This window comes from Adonisia turfae CCMR0081, assembly GCF_011009555.1.
GTDB classification, from domain to species: Bacteria; Cyanobacteriota; Cyanobacteriia; order Phormidesmidales; family Phormidesmidaceae; genus Leptothoe; species Leptothoe turfae.
Genome location: NZ_QXHD01000004.1, coordinates 3381417 through 3401074, shown reverse-complemented (window position 1 = coordinate 3401074; position 19658 = coordinate 3381417). Strand labels below are relative to the sequence as shown.

The following is a 19658-nucleotide window of genomic DNA, read 5'->3' as shown; positions in this document are numbered from 1 at the left end:
GGAACCGTGCGGTGGGCGGTAACATGTAATGGATTTCAGGCTGGCAAGGGCCAGCCGTGTTGAACCATTTGGGCATCAGGGGAAGCATTGGAATGGCACCAGCAGCAAAGCAATGTGCACTGACAGTCCAGTGCACATTGCTTTGAAGTTTTTGAGCCAGACTGGAATGGGCAGCAGCTCAAGGAGATTGTGAAAGTGCCCAACATCAGTAGGATTCTAAGATGAGGGAAAATTGACAGGAAAATCAACTATTTTTCTGAAAAAGGAGAAGTATATGTTTCAAGAAAATCATCAGCTCTGAATTTATGAAATATCAACTTTTCTCTAATAACTTTGTCATCATGCATATTGTTCTCTAAGCATATAGAGTTTATGAAATCAGAGATATTTTTACGTAATAGATGTAGTTTCTCTTTGTCAATAATTCGCGTGTTCTCTTTAAGTGAGGCAGCGTGCTCTATCTGAATTGATGAATGAATCATAATAGGAGTAAAGTTACACGTCTTATCATAATGGTTCGCAAACCATTCACCGGAGCCATTGAGCTGATTGCAATCACGTTTATTTATTCTTTCAGATGTTACTCCATTTTTACATTCGATGACAAAATATCGTAATGCTCCAACTTCCCAGAACACATCTGGCCCTTTGTTACATTCTGCTTCTGGACGTTGACTATGAAATCCCAGGTAACGGGCAATTTGCTTCCATGACTCTTCAAAGATCTCTGATGTTTCAGGTTTGAATACCAACACTTCCAGCAACCCATTTACCTCAATGACAACTTTGTTAGGATCATCAAATGTGTTTCGTAAGTATTCTCCACATATTCTGGCTTGATCCATAGCATCCGATTCAAGTTTATGATATGCAATGCCTTGCATGGGTTTAATGACTCTTGAATTATCGCTAGCTGCTGACATCAATATTTTCTGTGCTTCAGCCTTATCATAGAGATTTGTGTATTCTGCCAAGCATTGTTTTAAGGGCACCTCGATTAATTCAAAAATAGAGTCTCAATATGAGATCATGGTTACGGATTAGGGTTGACAGGGAGACTTCTGATGGGACAACAAGGATTTTGGGATTTTGAGATCCGTCATCAAAAGCTGGAATCAAAAAAAGACCTGTTGACCTGCCTGGACGAGCTGATTCCGTGGGATGAGTTTCGACCGCTGTTAGAAAGCGTGTATGTCAAATCCCGTAAGCGTAAAGCAGGTCGTCGCCCGATAGATGTCATCCTCATGTTTAAGTTGTTAATCCTGCAACAGCTCTACAACATTGGTGACGATGAGCTGGAATACCAAGTGAATGACCGGTTGTCATTTATGCGATTTCTACATCTGGGCCTGGAAGATGCGGTGCCAGACGCGAAAACGGTGTGGTCATTTCGGGAGCGCTTACGCCAGGCCGAGTTAGTGGAAGGACTATTTGAGCAGTTTGGGGCCTATCTGAAGGCAACGGGCTACCAAGCCCAATGTGGTCAAATCGTCGATGCCACCTTAGTGCCAGTGCCTAAACAACGGAATAGTCGAGACGATAATGCCGAGGTCAAAGCAGGCAAGGTGCCTGAGGATTGGCAGGACAAGCCTCATAAGCTATCCCAAAAGGATGTGGAGGCTCGTTGGACCAAAAAGAATGGCACGTCTCATTACGGGTATAAAAACCATATCAATCGGGATGCGGGGCATGGGTTTATTCGTCGGTATACGGTCACCGATGCCTCGGTTCATGATTCTCAGGTATTGGGTCAACTGCTAGATGCGGACAATTCTGATGATGAGATTTGGGCCGATAGCGCCTATCTCTCGATAGCGATTGTCACCGTGTTAGAGATGATGGGTTTTGAGAGCCATATTAACGAACGAGCCTATCGCAATCGCCCCCTAACAGAGGTGCAGATAGCGGACAATCGTGAGCGTTCAAAAACCCGGGCCAAGGTTGAACATGTATTTGGGTCGATGGTCAATGAGATGGGGGGCAAAGTTGTTCGCACCATTGGGTTAGCCAGGGCCAAAACCATGCTCGGCCTCAAAAACTTGACCTACAATCTCAAGCGGTATGTCTTCTGGCAAAAACAAGACATGGCTGAAGTATTTGCCTAAAGGATGGGATATTCAGCTCTAAAACGGACACAATGCATGGGGGGTGTTTATTTCATATTCTGATTTCCAGAAACAAGGCTGGATAACAGTCTTATTTGAGACTCGATTCCTCAAAAAATCAATAAATAGAGGTGCCCTTAAATATGATTTAAACGGTTTTTCTTTCACTATTTTTATGACATTGTCAAGCTGTTTTATTGCATCAGTATAGTTGTTGACAGAAGCTGAATTATAGGCACTTCTTTGCCCTAGTGCAACAGTATCAGGCATACTGTTCGTTTCATATGAAAGTGCTGCTAAAGCTCCTTTACTCTTAGATAACCATTCTTGCCTTCTATGCAAGCAGTACATAATAACTTCTCTTATTTGTGGTAAATCCCCTCCTCTTATCTGATCCGAAATTTGTTCTGAGAGATTGATTTGAGCTTTTGTTCCTGGTGAAAACTTTTCTATTGCACCTCCTGAATATAATTGGCTAGTGAGATTGCGACCCATTAAAAAGACAACGCAATGATCGTCGCTCGACCTTACACCACGACCCATTCCTTGCTCAATCTTTTGAATTAATTGAGCGGCTTTTCCTGAGCTACCCATAATGATGCCACTTTCAACTTTGTCGATTAATCTGCTAACAATAGGGAGGCCATCAATTACAAGAAATCTACAGGCATCCTTAGGTAAATCTACTCCATCGTATCGATTCACCAATACCGTCAGTCCTACTTTCTCTCTCTTTAAACGAGCTACGCCTTCATATAAATCGTTTTTATTTAAGATTAGATCGGCTTCGTCTTTCCAATACTTAGCACGATACTTTGATGGGACAATAACAACGACATTTACATCTTGTGAAATCTGCTTACAGAACTTCTTGATTTCATCATCAGTTAGCTCAGTGTTAATTACTTGTGGCAACAAAATCATCCTGTCACCTATATCGCCTGCGGTGTCAGGTGTAACAGCTTTACTGATAGAATCCTCTGTGATATTGAAATGACTGCATAAAACGCTATTATCTACCAAAGTAGCTGTCATGAATATTGTTCTGTTAGCATTAGTGATGCTAGGGATTATATTAATTGGTATGCAGTGTGGCGTGATTTCTATTTTTTCTGAACTAATAACACATCTTGACAATGTCAATGATTCTTTAATTAGAGGCCATGTAAACTTTAACCAACTTTCACCTTTATATTTGATCAATATTTTCGATACATCTGATATCTTACGATGCCAATCCCAGAAAGGTACTTGCATATAAGCATCGTGATCGCGATTCTCAAGCTCAAATGCTTTAGTGTCACATTGAGCATGGAGAGACTCTTTAAAACAACTATAAATTTCTTGGTAGGCTTCGTGTTGAATACTAACGGTGACCATAAATTGATCTTCAATTATATCTAAACAAGCGTGTGCATCATCAATAAGAATACTGCCGATAGGTATTTTTCTTCCCTCATCACCAACACCAAAAACTGATACCCCATTTACAAGCTTGTAGATATTAACAACTAAAATAGCTTTGCCAGATAGGAATCTGGGAGAATCTGTATCTTCGGCGACTTCGATGCCTAAATCTTTAGCTTCACTGACAACTTGTTTCACCAGATAGTTGTCAGGTACTACATAAACCGCTGGTCCTTTCCTGTCATTCAAACAACTCTTCAGAATTAGTAATCCAACAATAGTTTTCCCACTGCCTGTGTTCATTTTGATAACAAGATCTTTCTCGTTTCTTCGTGAGAACCAGTTATCCCAAACCTGTGCTTGAACATCTCTCGGATACTCAAACTTACCCTCTTGCTTATTTGGAAGAGCTGTAAATATTTCTCTAGGATGAAGAGCAGTGTTACTGGTGTTACTAATGCTGATTTTTCCAAAATCGATAGCCATATTTTTTTAAGATCACAGTTTTGATTTTTCAGCTTCCTTTGTAACTTTAATAAGCAAATATCGCAATATGTATTATGGGGTAACTAATATCTACCGCTGAAAATCTGATGCGGCAATTCATTAGCAGTGATATTGCCTTCTCCACTGCATCACTCCAACCCCAAGTGCATAAGTCATTACGATCAACTAGAAATAAGGCTCCAAAGGCTAATCATGTCAACTAGAGATCGTAACCAACCTAAAAGCATCTAAAGCAACCTATGTCCCTCTAATACCACAACCTCACAAAACAATCGCCATCCCATCCGCCTGTGACTCCGATCTCGCCACCAACACGCCATTTTCTAACCGCAAAATCAGTTGCCCCTTCCCAAATATCCCTGGGTCCGCAACAACTTGCACATCATGGCCAAGATCACTTACCCCCAACGCCACATGCCGTGGCACCGTCTGCTCCAAAAACACCCGATTACCCTGATCAAACTGTCAACAGATTGCATCCAGTGCCGCCTGCAAATTCAATCCATGAGCTACTAAATCCGAAACCATCTGCAAATGCCCCTGGAGCTGCATCGATGCCCCATCCCCCCAAACGACCTGACAACTATTACTGACGACGGTAGAGTTCGACTTCGTTGGCCAGGATGCGGACATTGTAATAGGCCAGGAAATCTTGGCCGAGGAGACCGGCTGAAAAGCTGGGCGCGATCGCAACATGCACATTCATCGCGGCTGCCGACTGCACCCGAATCGATCGCACCCAACCATTACTGATCGGAACCGCCGTCTCACCTGGAATCTGCAAAAATCCTCCTGGAGTCCCCTTAATCCCCAACATCGATGCCATCGTCTCGGTAATAATGGTGCGAGGCAAATCCTGCTGCATCAACATATCAAACGAGTGTCGATCATTAAACCGTACCTCAATCACCGGCATCCCCGACCGCATCGCCTTAATCGGCACCCGAATTAACCGCTCCGCCTCGACCTCCGCCTTTTCTTGATCCAACTCCTGACGAATTGCCTCCGCCCGATTCGCGGCTACCTTCTGCGCTCGCCAATTCCCCTGATCTAGCCATAATGATGCCGCCTGCCGATAATCCGCCAACGCCTCCTTCCCAGACTGTACCGATGCTCGCGCATCATATAGTTCAGCTGATGGCTTTATTGCGATCGCATTCGAATAATCCTTAAACGCATTGTCCATATCTCCCAGCTGTTGATAGGCTTGCCCCCGTATCGTCAGCCGCTCTGCTGTCGCCTCTGTTTTGATCAACTCTGTTATTGTTGTCATTGCCCCGTAGGCATCTCCCAATGCCAGCCGAATTTTGGCCCGTTGCACCTGAACCATCGGATCTTCGGGAGCTAGCTGCTGCACCCTGGTCATATCTCGTGTTGCTGCCTCGTAACGATGGAGCTGGGCTTGGAGATAGGCACGATCGCACAGGGCCTCTAGATGATTCGGATCGATCTCCAACAACCAATTCAGATCTTCCAATGCTTGTCTGAATAGACCTTGGGTCACTTTTTCTCTCGCCCGCTGCAAAAATTCTGTTGGTGACACCATGGGAGCTGGTGTTCCAGAGGTCTTTCCTGGCGTCTGGGATACCTTAACGGTCGGCGTGCCTGGCTGATTTAACTCTGTCTGTAGCTGATTCGCCTGCTCCAAGCAAGCGGTTGCATTCGTTTTATCCTTTTGTGCCAGATATAACTTAGTGGCTGCCTTATAGGCGTTGATTGCTGCTTGGGGCTGACCCACCTGACGATACATTTTACCTAATAATTGTTGCGCTGCTGCTAGCTGAGGATCTAGCTTTAATGCTTGCTGGGCATCGATAATGGCTGATGACGGTGTGGCGGTAGTGACATAGGCGAGGGCTCGTCCCAGGTACGCCTGCGCCGTTGGTTCTCGTTGGATGACTTTGGTGTAATCTGCGATCGCTCCCGCACTATCTCCCACCTGAAGCCGTGTCCGTCCCCGTAGTCGGTATGCCTCTGTCTGTTGCGAGTTGGCTAAAATCACCTGATCCAATAGGGCTAATGCTGTACGTAGTTCGCCCCGCTCAACACAATCCACTGCCTGCTGATAGCTCATTGTTGTTTTTATGCCAGTTGTTTTGACACCATCCTATGGACCCTATCAGGAGTTTGCCCCCATTGGTCTTATTTTATTAACTCTATGGAGAAAAACAACCGTAGGGTGGGCAAACACCTATGGATATCTGTTATAACCCCTACCGATATTGATGCTTGCCCACCCTAACCGATTTGGAAAAGTTGGGCAGATATAACGGTTGGCAACGGGCATAGGAGATCTAACCTCCCCACCTTTGTATCTTCAGAGCTAGTCATCCTGTCCAAACTCAAATTTGGAAGAATTAAAATCTACATCCGTCATTGGTCCCATAACTCCCACACGCCATCCTACGAGATTACTAAATTTATCAAAGGCTGCACTCTCTCGTTGTAAACGATTCTCTGCGAAGCTAAGCTTACCACCTACATGTAACCAAATTTCTCTAAGGCAACGGAATTTCGATGACAAAGGTAGTTTCCTTTCCTGTTGTAGTATAGATCTTTCCATGATGCTGGTTGACGATGATTTGATGGGTTGTCGCCAGGCCTAAGCCAGTCCCTTCACCGACGGGTTTGGTGGTAAAAAATGGGTTAAAGATATTGGATTTAATTTCTGGAGGAATGCCTGGTCCGTTGTTCTTTATAGTAATAGTGACAAGTTGATCGGTAGCGTGGGTTGCGATCGCAATTTTAGGTTGAGCACAGGCAGGCATCGTTACGGCATCCACCGCATTGGTCAAAACATTGAGAAACGCCTGGTTTAAATTTCTGGCATAGCATGGCACTTTAGGTAGTTGTCCATAGTGGCGTTCGATAACAACGGGCGTATGGGCTGAGTCTAGACGATGGGTTAAAAGCAGTAATGCATTTTCTAACCCCGCATGGAGATCGACCGCTTTGAAATCTGCTTTGTCTTGATGTGCAAAGGTTTGCAGTGATTTTATAATGTCACCAATACGTTCTGCACCAACCTGCATAGAATTAATTAGCTTTGGAAAATCATCTAGCAAAAAATCAATTTCTTGATCGTCAATAACAGATTGAGCCTGTAGTTGAGTCTGGGTCTGGGGTGATAAGGCTTGGTATCCCTGGCGATAAAGGGATATTAACTGGATCAAATTCTGAGCATAGTCAGCGGCATGGGATAGATTACCCTGTATGAAGGTTGCCGGATTATTAATCTCGTGGGCCATGCCCGCTACCAACTGCCCCAAGCCTGCCATTTTCTCGCTGTGCACTAACTGGACCTGGGTTTGTTTCAGTTTATTCAGGGTGTTAGTCAGCTCGATAGTCTTATTTCGTTCGCGTTGTTCAGAACAGCGTAGTTCAGCCTCGGCCACCTTGCGCGCTGTGATGTCACGAATCATGATGGTATAAAAAAGATCGTCAAAAACCTGTGTCTGGGTAACGGTTATTTCCAGGGGAAATAAATGCCCTTCAATATGTCTCCCTAAAATTTCATGGGGTTGTTGACTGTCGCTGGTTAGCTGCAGTAACCGTTTGAGACAGACTACTTTATTGTCCCAGGTACAGTTTTCCAAATAGACAAAGTGTGAAAAATTGTGTCCAATCATCTCTGACTTAGAGTTGCCAAAGATACGCTCAACTGAAGGGTTTGTGGTTTGAATCAGGAGCTGATCCACAGAAACGGATAAAATTCCTTCACCCGCTGTTTCAAAAATTGCTTCTGTTTTTTCAATTGCTTTTTCTAATGTTGTGACTACCTGAAAATACCACTGGGACAGTTGCCCTTCTTCATAAAAGGTATCGACTGGTATGCGTCGCGTTCGTTTACCCGTGCGTGCATGGTGACTGATGGTTGTATAAAAATCCTGTAGTGGGTTTCTAGCCTGGTGTTCAGTGATATTAAGTCCCACATACTCTTGCCGAGCAGTAACCCTGAGGGCAAAGCAACGATCCAAAAGTACCAGAGCCAATAGTGTTGCTGTAAAGCTCCATAGGCCACAGGCTAGGATGCCAGATACTTGAACTTTAAGCTGTTCTAGTGGGCTCAGACCTGTGTTGAGAATGACCGGATCCGCAAAAATAGCGACGGCTAAGGTGCCCCATATACCGGCCCCTAGATGGACGGGAATTGCACCAACGGCGTCATCAATATGCCAGTGCTCCATCAGTTTGGTGAGCCATAACATGCACAAACTGCCGACGCCACCAATCAGGAGAGATTCAGCTGTGGATACAGCGTGACAGTTGGCCGTAATCGCGACTAGCCCTGCCAGGGCCCCGTTCATGGTTGTACTAACGGTCAGGGTCTTTTGGCGAATGAGGGCTATGAGTATGGGGGTAACGATGCCAGCGGCCCCGGCTAATAGGGTATGGGTCAAAATGTTGGGAACATTATCATTCAACGCCAGGGCACTGCCCCCATTGAAGCCAAACCAGCCAAACCAGAGCAGCATTGTGCCGAGAAACGAAAGGGGAAAGTCGGAACCTGAGATACTCTGGTGCGATCGCTTTTTAGAAAACCGGCCCAAGCGGGGGCCAATAAATAAAATAGTTGCCAGGGCGCTCCACCCCCCCACACTGTGCACCACGGTGGAACCCGCAAAATCAATAAAGCCTTGCTGCCCCAACCATCCCAGCATTTCTCCCTGGAACAATCCATTCCAACTCCAGTGACCAAATAGGGGATAGATCAGACCTGAAATAATTACGGAGATAGCAATGTACCCTTTGAAACTAATCCGTTCAGCGGCTGCCCCCGATAAAATGGTCACAGCTGTGCTACAAAACATGGCCTGGAAGAGGAAAAATGCATTAAACCAGGCAGATAGTTGTTCTAGGGGTGGACAGTAGCTATTGTTACCTAACCATCCACCGTAGGATTGGCCAAACATGAGACCATACCCAATGGTCCAGAAAATGAGGACTGAGACACTGAGATCAGCAATATTTTTAATAACAACATTAATGCTATTTTTACGGCGAGTTGCTCCGGCCTCCAGACACAGAAACCCTGCTTGCATTAAAAAAACCAGACCAGCGCTGCACACCAGCCACAATATATCTATTTTGCCGTGCATTTAATCAGTCAATAAAGAAATATAGCTTTGGTTGATTTGAGCAGATGCAACGTTTGGAAATAATAAGTGTCAGTGTTAATGCAACGACAGACAGACGCAAATGCATCTTGGGTTTGATTGCAATATGACTTGCATCTCATTCTATCTGTGATTTACATCAATATACTGTATACAAATTGTACGCTAGGTACTCAAATGCCGATAGTCTAGCGAAACTTGAGCACATAAATTTCAGTACCGTCAACTCAGTAGTGTAAATTTTGGCACTACCTGTTCTATTGCGGCCCACAAGCTCACAAAATACAACCAGCGCCGCCTCAAAATTTCTGCCCCCGTTGCTGCGGCTAGCGGTTGAGAAGTTGCCACAGCCCCCCGTGTTCCCAACATGACAGGACGAGCGGAAGCGTAGGGATAGGACGTAAGATCGAATAGTTGCATGTTGGGGGTCAAGGTCTTTCTATGTTGGGCACGTTCTCAAGGCTATAACCTGCTGACGTTTGAGATGTATACCAGAGGGTAAAACTTAAGCGGATTAGGCAAGTAAGTTACAGCGGAAGAGATCTCTACACCTGCAAGAATCATTAGAGAGGGAATTATGTCGGTTAGCGATCGCAACCAAATCAAAACAATATTCGAGGACATCTATCCCGAAAACGCCAGGGCCAAAGATTCCGATGCCTATGCCGCCATGTTTACCAAAGCAGCTATACAAATGCCGCCCCATGTTCCTGACCATTACGGTAGAGCCAGTATTGCAGCAGGATATGCGCAGCAGGTTGCCGATAAAGATCTGGCTCCCACACTCACCGCCGAAGAAATCCAGGTTATGGGAGACTTTGGCTACGTCACTGGCATCGCCATGGTGACCGTACACCCCCACGATGGCAGCCCATCGGTGCAAATTAAGTTTCGGGGCCTATGGCTCATGCAAAAAGAGCAGGGAGATTGGAAAATCCATCGTCAGATCTGGAATGAAAAGCCCCAGTAAATAGCCACTGCTCCGCTAAACCCTTTACACTAACAAGACCGGATCTGGCTATGAATTCTCCTCTATGCAACGCTTTAACCTCCAAATCTTTCAACGTTTCTGGACCATTGCCAAAACCTACTGGTTCAGCAATGAAAAGTGGAAAGCCCGAGGACTGCTGCTCATCATTGTTGTACTTCTCCTGGCCTATACCGGTCTTAGCGTTGTCCTCAATAATCAGCGGGGGGAGCTGATCTCTGCGTTGTCTGCCAAAAATGAATCCCGATTTTGGCAAACCGTTGTCATTTTTATCAGTGTTCTAGTCGTTTATGCGCCGCTGCTGGCAGGTTACACCTACCTGCGTGACCGTCTGGGTCTGGCCTGGCGACGCTGGCTGACTGGCAACTTTGTAGAGCGTTACTTTGCTGACAGAGCGTTCTATCGCATTAATCAGTTTGATCCTGATATTGATAACCCTGACCAGCGGATTGCTGAGGATGTTAAGAACTTTACCCAAGAGTCCCTGACCTTACTGCTGGTGCTGTCTGATTCAATTTTGGAAATTATTGCCTTTAGTGGCGTCTTGTTGGGAATTTCTAAAGAGCTGGTACTCTTTTTGGTGGGCTATGCCATTGTCGGCACCCTGGTCACAGTGGGTGTGTTTGGTCAGCCCCTGGTTCGTCTAAATTTTGAACAGTTAAAGCGGGAGGCTAATTTTCGGTTTAGTCTGGTGCGGGTGCGCGAGAATGCTGAAGCGATCGCATTTTACCAAGGTGAGACTCAAGAATCGACCCAGGTTAATAACCGATTTATGGCGGCGTTTGATAATTACAAGCGTCTGCTGGGCTGGGAGTTAGGACTGAATGGTGTGACTAATGCCTATGAATTTATTCCGTTTATCTTACCGGCGCTGGTGGTTGCCCCTGGCATATTCAACGGTGAAATCGAAGTGGGTAAGGTCAGCGAAGCCCAGGGGGCATTTATTCGCGTTTTCTTCTCTCTTAACCTGATTGTTGCCCGCTTTCAATCCTTGACTGCGTTTGGGGCGGGGATTGATCGTCTCTATGACTTTGCCACATCCCTTGGCCACATTGAGGAGCCAGAGAGTTCACCAGAGGAGCATACTCAAGAGGAAATAGAGCAGGCAGAGTCGGCAATAGTTGTTGCTCACCCCATTATCAATCGTGAGATTGGTGTAGAGTTGACGCTACAGAATTTGACATTGCAGACGCCTAACTATCAGCGCACGCTAATTGAAGATCTCTCGTTGGCATTAGATACCCAAAGTTCCCTACTGGTGGTTGGCCCCAGTGGTTGTGGCAAGAGTTCGCTGATGCGTGCGATCGCAGGTCTATGGAACTCTGGCAACGGCACCATCGAGCGCCCCGAACTGGAGTACTTGCTATTTCTACCGCAAAAGCCCTACATGATTTTAGGTAGCCTCCGGCAGCAGTTGCTCTATCCCTATCCCGATATTGAGTTAAATGATGCCCAGCTCAAAACAGCACTTCAGCAAGTTAACTTGCCTGACTTAGATGAACGCTTTGGTGGCTTTGATGCTGAAGAAGAATGGAGCGATGTGTTATCCCTCGGGGAACAACAGCGACTGAGTTTTGCCCGAGTGCTGCTGCATCAGCCAAAATATACAATTCTCGATGAAGCCACCAGTGCCCTTGATCGTGACAATGAACAACAACTGTATGGTCATTTAGCGGCTACCAAAACCGCTTACCTTAGTGTTGGCCATCGCAAATCTCTGGAAGCATACCATCAATCTATATTACGACTGTCAGAAGATCATACATGGCAGCTACAATCGCTGCTTGATTCCGTGGTCTAAGTCAGCAAATATCTATGGACAGGTGGGTTAGGGCAACTTTACTGAGTAATCTTTATTAAAGTCACCACAGACTTTATTTTGGCTTTGCCTAGGGACCCTGGCAATACAGTTAAATGTACTTACGGGAAAGCACTTAGGTGCTAATCAACAGTTAAACGCTAAAACACTATAGTCTCAACCTAATTTAAGTCTCCATTAGAGTGTGACTACCGGGTGTCAAGTTAGATATCTGCCACTGTTTTAGTCGGTAGGATATCTTAGGGTGCCATAGTTTGCATAGTCGCATCGCGACAGAGGGGTGCATAACCAATCTGTCACTCATTGTAGTGAGCTGTTGAGCATCTCAATTTAAATAATTCTGTTGGATTAATGCAGAAGCAACGAAGACTTATTTGTCTACAACTGCCTGGACGTATTTGAACAACTTGTTATCTTTAGCCTGGCTCGATTGCTAAAAACAGACGTAATCGTTGAGAACAACAGATTACTAAGCGATTGAACTGGCAAATACCCCAACACATCTGCCAAGTCAGATCAGGAACGGGCTGTCTGTTTTTAGAAATTCCCTGTGGCAAATACCAATTCAAATGACGTAATTGCGTCATTACGCATGCTTTTTAAATTAATTTATGTCAGGAGATTCCATGAATCGATGTTTAGGTAAAGCCTCTTGGCTTTTGATGGCTTCTGTTACGTCGGGGGTGGTTGCGATCGCATCCCCCGGTCAGGCCGCTAGTCTTGCGTTTTCAGAAAGCTTACTAGAAGTAACCTTTAATCAAGATTTCTTTGGTAGCGCAACAGATACAAATACGGATACTATTGCCATCGCCGAAGATGGTGAAGTTATGGTAGATGCTATTGCAGATGCTGCAGCTTTTAATGATGCGGCTGGTGCAGATTCATGTTTGTTCGATTTAGGAAATCCTGGTGCCTGTAATGTTGCATTTAGCGAGGCGATAGGTGACGACGGCAACAACTATTTTGGCATTGGTGAAAGCTTTTCTGAAGTCATTGGTGACTTCTTTGTCGCCTCTGGCAACAGTTTTAGCTTTGACTTTATTGCCTCGCTGCTGCTCGAAACAGAGATTGATCGTCCTGATGTTGAAGCTGCCCAGGCGACTGGTGAAGTCTCATTCGCCCTCTATGGAGGTACTCAATCCAATTCTCTATCTCTTTTGGATACCTTTACACTCAGTGGACGTTTATCCACACTTGGCTCAGACGATAATTTCACTGAACCACAGACGAGCGGTGCGCTGACATTTGACACGTTCTTTGACACATCCTTTGGCGGACAAAGTGAGTTTGTCGATGCCTTTGTGGAAGGATCCTATAGCCGTAGCTTTGACACAGATACCTACCTACAACTGGTGGAAGTTAAAACCAGTTCTGCCTGTGTGGCAACGGCTGCCAGCCAGCAAGACTGTAAACAGTCGGTGCCAGAACCCACTGGTGTATTAGCTTTAATTGCACCACTCTTAGGCTTAACTGGCTTCTCATTTAAAAAAAGACTCCATGGCTAGTCTAAGGAGATCTTAATTGATTAAGAGATTGTCTCACATTATTTAAACATCTCTTCTCTTTGTCTTTTCCCCCTTTAACGCTCCTTTGCTTTAAGGTCGTTGAGGGGGAAAATGTGTTTTGGGGTAACTTAACTGAGTTTGATATTGGTCAAAACTGCAAACATGGCCACACTTGCTAAAAATGTCAGCTGCCGAACTAAATACGATATTTTTCCAAGAATCTGCCAAAATGGCCACATCTTTCTCAAAAAAAACAATATTGTATCTACAACAGCAACAAAAGGTTGCTTTAGACATCTTCTTTGGAGAGCCATACTCATGAATATCAACGATCTAAGCTATCTAGGTACTGTTTCTGAAACAACAAATATCTTAGGTGGTCGTCGTCGCCGTCGTCATCGCGGTGGATCTGCTAAAGCTACAGCTGATGCGGCTGCAGATGCACTGGGTAAATACACTAGAACCGATGCTTATGTAGAAACTAATGCGGCGGCTGGTATTGGCTCCAGTTCTTACGCTAGCTCCACATCGTATGCTAGCAATAGCAGACGTCGTCGTCGTCGTTAAGTTTAGCAGATTCTATTGGAGTGGATCTTTGATCTATTTCTAATTTGATCAGCTTTACCATTCAACAATCCTAGTATTTGCAAGGATGGGAACCTTTAAGGCTCACCAAAAGATCAGGCACCATATTGTTCTTTTGGTGAGCCTTAACTTACAGATGCCCCATTGCTGTTGTATTCTCACAACGAGTGGGGAAATGGCAAGATCGTTTCACTGTTTGTACTATCTGTCTGTCGAGGTTCATTTCTCATCGTTGTAACAACTTATCGTCCGATAAGGAGAAAAAAATGAGTCAGTTGATAATTTCAGACCTTGATTTTTTCAAGGATATATCAAATCAGCTTTATATTCATGGTGGTTCTCGTCGCAGCTCTCGGGGTGTCGACGTTGCTTTAGATGCCGAGTTTGATGCTGATTTCGACGTCGATTTTACAACCTATGTTGGCCCCCATGGTACTCGCCGTGTTAGTGCTTTTGCCAGAGCCCTGAGGGGGAGTGCTTTAGCCAGTGCCACTGCAGTGGGTGGTGGTCGGGCACGCGCCTCTGCTTCTGTTCAGCTGTAAGCTGATTTCTAAGGTTGAACAGAAGTCATTGTCCTTGTGTCACAATATTAAATCTAGTCTTTTTCATCTGAACATGGCTAGTAAGTTTAAGAGTCAGTCAAGTAACTGACTCTTATTTTTATGGGTAACAAAGCTATAAAGAGAATATCACCTTAAAACGAGACGTTTGCCTAAGGATAGTACTCACAACTCAGAGGCTAGGAATCAAAACCTTACTGATTTAGAAGATGAAGTGCTCTATAAAACGGGCTAATAGCCTAGATTTCACAGGTAAAGAGCTATACCAAAGATTAGTAACGGCAACGTATAAAAAAACTCCTGCCAAGTTGGCAACATTCTCTTAGGACAGGTAGATATAGTATGCTCACCAATCAAAAAATGGTTGGTGAGCATACTACAAAACTTGGAGAGAAAGATAATGTATATTTCTGATTTGAGCTATCTTGAAACAACTGTATCTTCCGATATCGTTGGTGGTTCTCATCGCCGTCGCCGTCGTCGTGGCGTCAAAATTAAAATCGATGTTGTAAAGGTGAATGCGTCTTCAAAAGCTAGTGCCTATGCATTCAAAGGGAATGCAAAAGCCACTGCGATTACTAAAGTTAGTGTTGACTAATTAGTAATTAGCACCTCTATTCTACTTTGCATTTGGCATCCGATTCTAGCGTTGTTGATTTAGAGAGTGAATCGTTCGTAAAACTTGCTAACAGTTAAGATTTAACGGATTGTTTCATGTCGAGATTCAACAACGCTCTAATTTTCTCAGGAGTTGCATAGGATAGGTCAATTTAACTGTTTAGGTAGGTTGAACAAGACCTCTGTGCTGCCCAAATTAGCTTAGATGTCAGAGCTCTACTCAGTCCCCTAAAAGAATCACTGTAATTCAGATGATGATGATTTCAGATGAATGCAGTGGTTCTTTTTTGACCTGATATCGTTAGCCAGTAAGCTTCAAGGCCTACCAACTGTATACAGCCAATAGCCGACAAGTCCAATATAGCTATGAGAATTGACGTTGTTGATACGCTTGATCAATTTAAGGAAATAAAAGAAGAGTGGGAATGGGTATACCAATCTGATCCTAAATCTCTTTTTTTTATTTCTTGGGTTTGGCTAAATGGTCGACTTAATTGCCATGAAGCATATGAACAACCTTGGATGATTTTAGCTGCAAAGGAAACTGAACCCAATCAAAATTATGTAGCTTTCTTTCCCCTCGTTATTAATACTGATGAAAAGCTACCAGGTCAGCTATATAACGAACTATCAATTATTGGTGTGACAGATGCGATGCATATTCCTTTTATCTGTCTTCCAAACTATGAAAAAGATGTGGCTTCTGCTTTTGCTAATTATTTGCTACAGCATTTCACAGCATGGTCAACTCTAACCATTGCTAATCTTTCAACAGCAGATACTCGATCAAAGTTATTATTAGAAGATTTTCCTAAAGAAAACTATCTTGTTCAGGAACTTCATCACACGAGTGATGTTGACTCTATAGATAACAATATTGTTCCCCATATTCTGTTGCCTCAGGATTGGGATATCTATCTTCAAGAGAAATTAAGCTCGAATACACGTCAAAAAGTCAAACGCCTTTTAAGAAAAGTTAGTCAAAATGGTGAGTTCAGGGTAACGCAACCGACAGCTGAAACACTGGATCAGCATATTAAAGTTCTATTGAATTTTTGGGAAAAAAGCTGGTCGGGTCGAAAAGGCAATGAGCACTGTCGCAACATTTTAGAAAATGCTGATTTGAGTTTACGACGTTGTTTTGAATATCATTGTCTTTATTTGCCAGTTTTATGGCGAAACAATCAACCCCTGGGTGCCATTGCCAATTTGATAGATTGGCAGAAGAAGTCGATGCTTTTTTGGTTGGGGGGACGTGATGAGGCGGTTAAAAATCTCTCGTCGGGTTTAATTTTGCATGCATTGAGTATTCAGTTTGCTATTCAAAACCAATTTGAGGTGTATGATTTTTTGATGGGAAATGAGGCCTATAAGTTTTCGTTGGGTGCTCAGCCTCAGCATATTAAGATCTTAACGTTACAACGTCGAGGTGAGTCACAGCGATCGCCTCAGCTTGATATAAGGACATTGCCTCAAGCCCTGGAAATTGCCTCAATTTATCATCAGGCGGGCCGTTTATCTGAGGCTGGGCAGTGTTATCGTCAAATTTTGCATACACAGCCGGAGCATGCTGAAGCTCTCTATGGATTAGGTGTTATTTGTCAGCGCACTGGAGATTGGCAAGGGGCTGAAACATCTTTTAAAAAGTTGTTAGAGCTTCAACCTGACAATCTCAAGGCATGGTTTAGTTTAGGGACGCTCTATCAAACCCAGGGGCATTTACATGGGGCTGACCAGACCTTTCGGCGAGCGCTTGATTTACCTACGGTACCTGTGATTACGGCAGCAATTTTCCATAATCTTGGCTACTTATTACAGCAGCAAGGTGACTGGGATGGCGCTATTGATTGTTATCAACAAGCTAAAGACCTACAGCCTGAATGTGTCGAGGCTGATGTGATTTGGGCAAATGCCCTGTATGAGCAAGGTAAATTGTCCTCTGAAAAATATTCGCATTATGCAAACCTCAATATGGATTTAGGAGACCAGCGACGTCAGGTAGGTGATTTGAGTGTTGCGATCGCATACTATCAACAAGCCATTGCCATGCAGCCTGATTTGGCAGAAGCCTCTTATTATTTGGGACTCACCCTTCAGATCCAGGGTGACGTAGACAACGATAATATTCTTGCTTGCTATCAAAGGGCGTGGCAGCTGAAACCCGCCTATCGGGAAGCTGAGGTTGCTGTTGCAAATATACTATATGACCAGAAGCAGTTACCACCGTCAGAAAATAATCAATATGCGTTGGCTAACTATGAGCTAGGCAACAAATATCAGAAACAGCAAGAGTTGGAGGTTGCGATTTCATACTATCGACAAGCCACGCTGATGCAACCCGAGCTGTTGGATGCCTACTCTCATCTGGCTCTAATGCTGCAGTTAAAAGGTGAGGAATCCTGGGATGAAGCCATTGCTTGTTATCAAAAAGCACTAAATCTTAACCCTGCTGATCCAACTGCAGATATAGGCATAGCGACTATACTTTATCATCAAGGCAAACTCTCTCAATCTGAGCAATTAAGGTATGCTGATAGGGCTTACACCTTGGGCAATTCGCAAAAGGAATTGGGTGATCTACAGGCTGCCATTGACTCCTATCGCATAGCCATTAGCATGAATTCATCGCTGACAGATGCTAAACACGCATTGCGTACCGCATTACAGGAACGAGATAATGTCACTATTAAAGTCAGCTGTGTCAAACAATAGTCAATAATTGTCCTTACACAGCTGATCCTAACTGGTGAGTTGAGCATCAACTTAAAGTCGGGAAGTATTGGTTAATTGATGAAGCCTCAGATGTATGTAGCCAGAAGCCAGGCATCAGTAAGGTTCTGATGCCTGGACCTGTGATGGAGTTGATACCCGGTGAGTTGATACTTTAGTTACTCCATTTCAATGTGGGCGAAACGGTTTGGCTTAACCATTGTTTCCAGCCACCTCTAATATTGATTTGAGACGTATCAACGGTCTTTAGGTATTTGAGGTCGGTAATTTTTTGCCCAGTGTTTTGATGCCCTGTAGAGCATTGAGGCATAGTTAGTGATTCTTGCAACGCTCTCTCTTGATGTCGATTTGCTTTCATTAAGCGATGATAGGTTCGATAGGGCATATATTGAAGTGGATTATGGCCTTCACCATAAAGAAATAAAACGCAAGCCCAAGAATATTTGCCATCAAGAATGGCCTCGATCACTTCATCAAACTCTGCTTTATTCATCGATTCCCTCCAGTGTGTGAGTAGTCGTTTCCAGGCTATTCCGTCACGCTAGAATGGCTACTGGCACAGCTACTTGACTGGTTGGGAGATATGTCTACGTCTACCCATTGCTGATAACTTGTCTTCTCTGGGGTCAAATTATCCGAAATAATAACAGTGCTACTCGCCTCTGCAACCACCTGCCCGTTAGCAGTAATAATACGCTTTTTTACAAAATTTTGTCGTTTCATGGTCCAATTCTCCTAATTACATGGGTACTTATTAAATCAATCGTCTCGACACATGGTTATGTGAAGGCTGGATCCAATAGATTTGAATCCAAGTCACTATAAACTAAATGGTTAATCTCTTGTGCCAACCATTCATCAAAAAGCTCCTGAATAATCTCTTGTCGAATCTCCTGTGTTAACTGAGCTGCAATAAAGGCTTTAACCATAAACAGACTATAGCCAGAGTCTGTTTCAATTGGGCCAATAACGCTATCTGGGGGGGAGCCAAAAATGGCAGCGGCCACATGGGGCTCCAATTGCCATCGGCACAGCTTACCCTCATAGCCACATCGCAACTGACGGTCTAAATTGATATCATATACACGGGCCGCAGCATAGAATGTGATTTCCTTTTCCAGAATCTGATACCGTATTTCTGTGGCAATGTGGGATTCTTTGACTTGCAGCTGGTAGAGCAAAACTTGATCAAACTGAAGTCGCTTTTGTGAAAAATACTTCTCAACATCTGAGGCAAATAAACTTTCCTTTAGCTTTTTTTCTAAAAGGTTTGAATATATGCCTGCTTCCCAATCATCAACGCCCATTAAGTGGTCAGCTAGCCAAACAAAGGTGTCAGTCGCTTTTTCTAGGTGATACTCACGGCGAAGACGCTCCGCTTCAGCTTCAACATCTGAAGGGGTAACTGTTATATCTCTAATACGAGCCCCATGCTGGATTACTTTTTGACTCAGTAGTTTTTGGTAAATACCTTTAAGTTGAGTTGTTTGTTTAAGGTAACTAACAATCTCTTCTGAGGTGAAATCAGCCTTAGAAAAATCTGTCATATGTCAGAGTCTTCCAGTGTATAGTCAGCTTAATGGTTTCTCTCGTTGAGAAGTGTAAAACTGATGAGTTTTTCCTATTTAGAATGCTAAGCCCACATCTATGGTTAATGGTGATGACCGATCATCCATTTAATCATGGGGCCGTGAATTCTAAGTTTTCTTGAGAATAG

17 protein-coding genes are annotated in these 19658 nt (G+C 44.1%); 8 read left to right on the top strand and 9 right to left on the bottom strand.

Translation table 11 applies throughout. The annotated features are described in order from the left end of the window. Positions 1–248 precede the first annotated feature (248 nt). Complete coding sequence (locus DXZ20_RS18830) at positions 249–992, bottom strand: hypothetical protein (protein ID WP_163699841.1); 744 nt, start codon at positions 990–992, stop codon at positions 249–251. 72 nt (positions 993–1064) lie between these two features. Between DXZ20_RS18830 and DXZ20_RS18825 the strand changes: the two genes are divergently transcribed. Then, a complete protein-coding gene (locus DXZ20_RS18825; protein ID WP_163696094.1) occupies positions 1065–2105 on the top strand; it encodes an IS5 family transposase in 1041 nt (346 codons plus the stop codon). An 18-nt stretch (positions 2106–2123) separates the two neighbouring features. Here the strand turns inward: DXZ20_RS18825 and DXZ20_RS18820 are convergent, their stop codons facing one another. The 5 genes from DXZ20_RS18820 to DXZ20_RS18800 all read right to left on the bottom strand — a co-directional run bounded on the left by DXZ20_RS18820 (position 2124) and on the right by DXZ20_RS18800 (position 9556). After that, positions 2124–3998: a DEAD/DEAH box helicase gene (locus tag DXZ20_RS18820; RefSeq protein ID WP_163699839.1), complete on the bottom strand. Its 1875-nt coding sequence runs from the start codon at positions 3996–3998 to the stop codon at positions 2124–2126. Between the two features lie 282 nt (positions 3999–4280). Next, on the bottom strand, positions 4281–4463 hold the full coding sequence (locus DXZ20_RS37605) for a hypothetical protein (protein WP_250565828.1): 183 nt from the start codon (positions 4461–4463) through the stop codon (positions 4281–4283). A 142-nt stretch (positions 4464–4605) separates the two neighbouring features. Then, the gene (locus DXZ20_RS18810) at positions 4606–6093 is read right to left on the bottom strand and encodes a tetratricopeptide repeat protein (RefSeq protein ID WP_163699837.1); all 1488 of its coding nucleotides are present in this window, start codon (positions 6091–6093) and stop codon (positions 4606–4608) included. A gap of 424 nt (positions 6094–6517) precedes the next feature. Further along, positions 6518–9118 carry an ammonium transporter gene (gene amt, locus DXZ20_RS18805; protein WP_163699835.1) on the bottom strand — a complete coding sequence of 867 codons (2601 nt, stop codon included), beginning with the start codon at positions 9116–9118 and terminating at the stop codon, positions 6518–6520. A gap of 240 nt (positions 9119–9358) precedes the next feature. Then, positions 9359–9556 carry a hypothetical protein gene (locus DXZ20_RS18800; RefSeq protein WP_163696637.1) on the bottom strand — a complete coding sequence of 66 codons (198 nt, stop codon included), beginning with the start codon at positions 9554–9556 and terminating at the stop codon, positions 9359–9361. 157 nt (positions 9557–9713) lie between these two features. Here DXZ20_RS18800 and DXZ20_RS18795 point away from each other — a divergent pair, with 157 nt between their 5' ends. The 7 genes from DXZ20_RS18795 (at position 9714) to DXZ20_RS18765 (ending at position 17923) form a co-directional block, all read left to right on the top strand. Continuing rightward, complete coding sequence (locus tag DXZ20_RS18795) at positions 9714–10106, top strand: YybH family protein (protein WP_163664501.1); 393 nt, start codon at positions 9714–9716, stop codon at positions 10104–10106. Positions 10107–10170: 64 nt separating this feature from the next. Continuing rightward, the gene (locus DXZ20_RS18790) at positions 10171–11925 is read left to right on the top strand and encodes an ABC transporter ATP-binding protein/permease (protein WP_163699833.1); all 1755 of its coding nucleotides are present in this window, start codon (positions 10171–10173) and stop codon (positions 11923–11925) included. Positions 11926–12605: 680 nt separating this feature from the next. Next, positions 12606–13448, top strand: a complete 843-nt coding sequence (locus tag DXZ20_RS18785; RefSeq protein ID WP_163699831.1) for a hypothetical protein — start codon at positions 12606–12608, stop codon at positions 13446–13448. Positions 13449–13766: 318 nt separating this feature from the next. Continuing rightward, positions 13767–14015, top strand: a complete 249-nt coding sequence (locus DXZ20_RS18780) for a hypothetical protein (RefSeq protein ID WP_163664495.1) — start codon at positions 13767–13769, stop codon at positions 14013–14015. Positions 14016–14299: 284 nt separating this feature from the next. Then, on the top strand, positions 14300–14575 hold the full coding sequence (locus DXZ20_RS18775; RefSeq protein ID WP_163699829.1) for a hypothetical protein: 276 nt from the start codon (positions 14300–14302) through the stop codon (positions 14573–14575). Between the two features lie 418 nt (positions 14576–14993). After that, complete coding sequence (locus DXZ20_RS18770; RefSeq protein WP_163664491.1) at positions 14994–15191, top strand: hypothetical protein; 198 nt, start codon at positions 14994–14996, stop codon at positions 15189–15191. Positions 15192–15577: 386 nt separating this feature from the next. Next, entirely contained in the window at positions 15578–17923 is a 2346-nt protein-coding gene (locus DXZ20_RS18765) for a GNAT family N-acetyltransferase (protein ID WP_163699827.1), read from the top strand. A 172-nt stretch (positions 17924–18095) separates the two neighbouring features. Here DXZ20_RS18765 and DXZ20_RS18760 read toward each other — a convergent pair whose 3' ends face one another. From DXZ20_RS18760 to DXZ20_RS18750, 3 genes are read right to left on the bottom strand one after another with little or no spacing between them, the layout of a single operon-like run. Continuing rightward, positions 18096–18434: a HetP family heterocyst commitment protein gene (locus DXZ20_RS18760; RefSeq protein WP_163664487.1), complete on the bottom strand. Its 339-nt coding sequence runs from the start codon at positions 18432–18434 to the stop codon at positions 18096–18098. Between the two features lie 35 nt (positions 18435–18469). Beyond that, positions 18470–18664 carry a hypothetical protein gene (locus DXZ20_RS18755; RefSeq protein WP_163699825.1) on the bottom strand — a complete coding sequence of 65 codons (195 nt, stop codon included), beginning with the start codon at positions 18662–18664 and terminating at the stop codon, positions 18470–18472. A gap of 56 nt (positions 18665–18720) precedes the next feature. After that, a complete protein-coding gene (locus DXZ20_RS18750; protein ID WP_163699823.1) occupies positions 18721–19488 on the bottom strand; it encodes a peptidylprolyl isomerase in 768 nt (255 codons plus the stop codon). Between the last annotated feature and the right edge of the window lie 170 nt (positions 19489–19658).

Coding starts and splice junctions, on each gene's coding strand:
- DXZ20_RS18765 (WP_163699827.1), top strand. CDS start 15,578: ATGAGAATTGACGTTGTTGATACGCTTGATCAATTTAAGGAAATAAAA.
- DXZ20_RS18780 (WP_163664495.1), top strand. CDS start 13,767: ATGAATATCAACGATCTAAGCTATCTAGGTACTGTTTCTGAAACAACA.
- DXZ20_RS18755 (WP_163699825.1), bottom strand. CDS start 18,664: ATGAAACGACAAAATTTTGTAAAAAAGCGTATTATTACTGCTAACGGG.
- DXZ20_RS18760 (WP_163664487.1), bottom strand. CDS start 18,434: ATGAATAAAGCAGAGTTTGATGAAGTGATCGAGGCCATTCTTGATGGC.
- DXZ20_RS18785 (WP_163699831.1), top strand. CDS start 12,606: ATGGCTTCTGTTACGTCGGGGGTGGTTGCGATCGCATCCCCCGGTCAG.
- DXZ20_RS18750 (WP_163699823.1), bottom strand. CDS start 19,488: ATGACAGATTTTTCTAAGGCTGATTTCACCTCAGAAGAGATTGTTAGT.
- DXZ20_RS18795 (WP_163664501.1), top strand. CDS start 9,714: ATGTCGGTTAGCGATCGCAACCAAATCAAAACAATATTCGAGGACATC.
- DXZ20_RS18770 (WP_163664491.1), top strand. CDS start 14,994: ATGTATATTTCTGATTTGAGCTATCTTGAAACAACTGTATCTTCCGAT.
- DXZ20_RS18825 (WP_163696094.1), top strand. CDS start 1,065: ATGGGACAACAAGGATTTTGGGATTTTGAGATCCGTCATCAAAAGCTG.
- DXZ20_RS18800 (WP_163696637.1), bottom strand. CDS start 9,556: ATGCAACTATTCGATCTTACGTCCTATCCCTACGCTTCCGCTCGTCCT.
- DXZ20_RS18790 (WP_163699833.1), top strand. CDS start 10,171: ATGCAACGCTTTAACCTCCAAATCTTTCAACGTTTCTGGACCATTGCC.
- amt (WP_163699835.1), bottom strand. CDS start 9,118: ATGCACGGCAAAATAGATATATTGTGGCTGGTGTGCAGCGCTGGTCTG.
- DXZ20_RS18775 (WP_163699829.1), top strand. CDS start 14,300: ATGAGTCAGTTGATAATTTCAGACCTTGATTTTTTCAAGGATATATCA.
- DXZ20_RS18820 (WP_163699839.1), bottom strand. CDS start 3,998: ATGGCTATCGATTTTGGAAAAATCAGCATTAGTAACACCAGTAACACT.
- DXZ20_RS18810 (WP_163699837.1), bottom strand. CDS start 6,093: ATGAGCTATCAGCAGGCAGTGGATTGTGTTGAGCGGGGCGAACTACGT.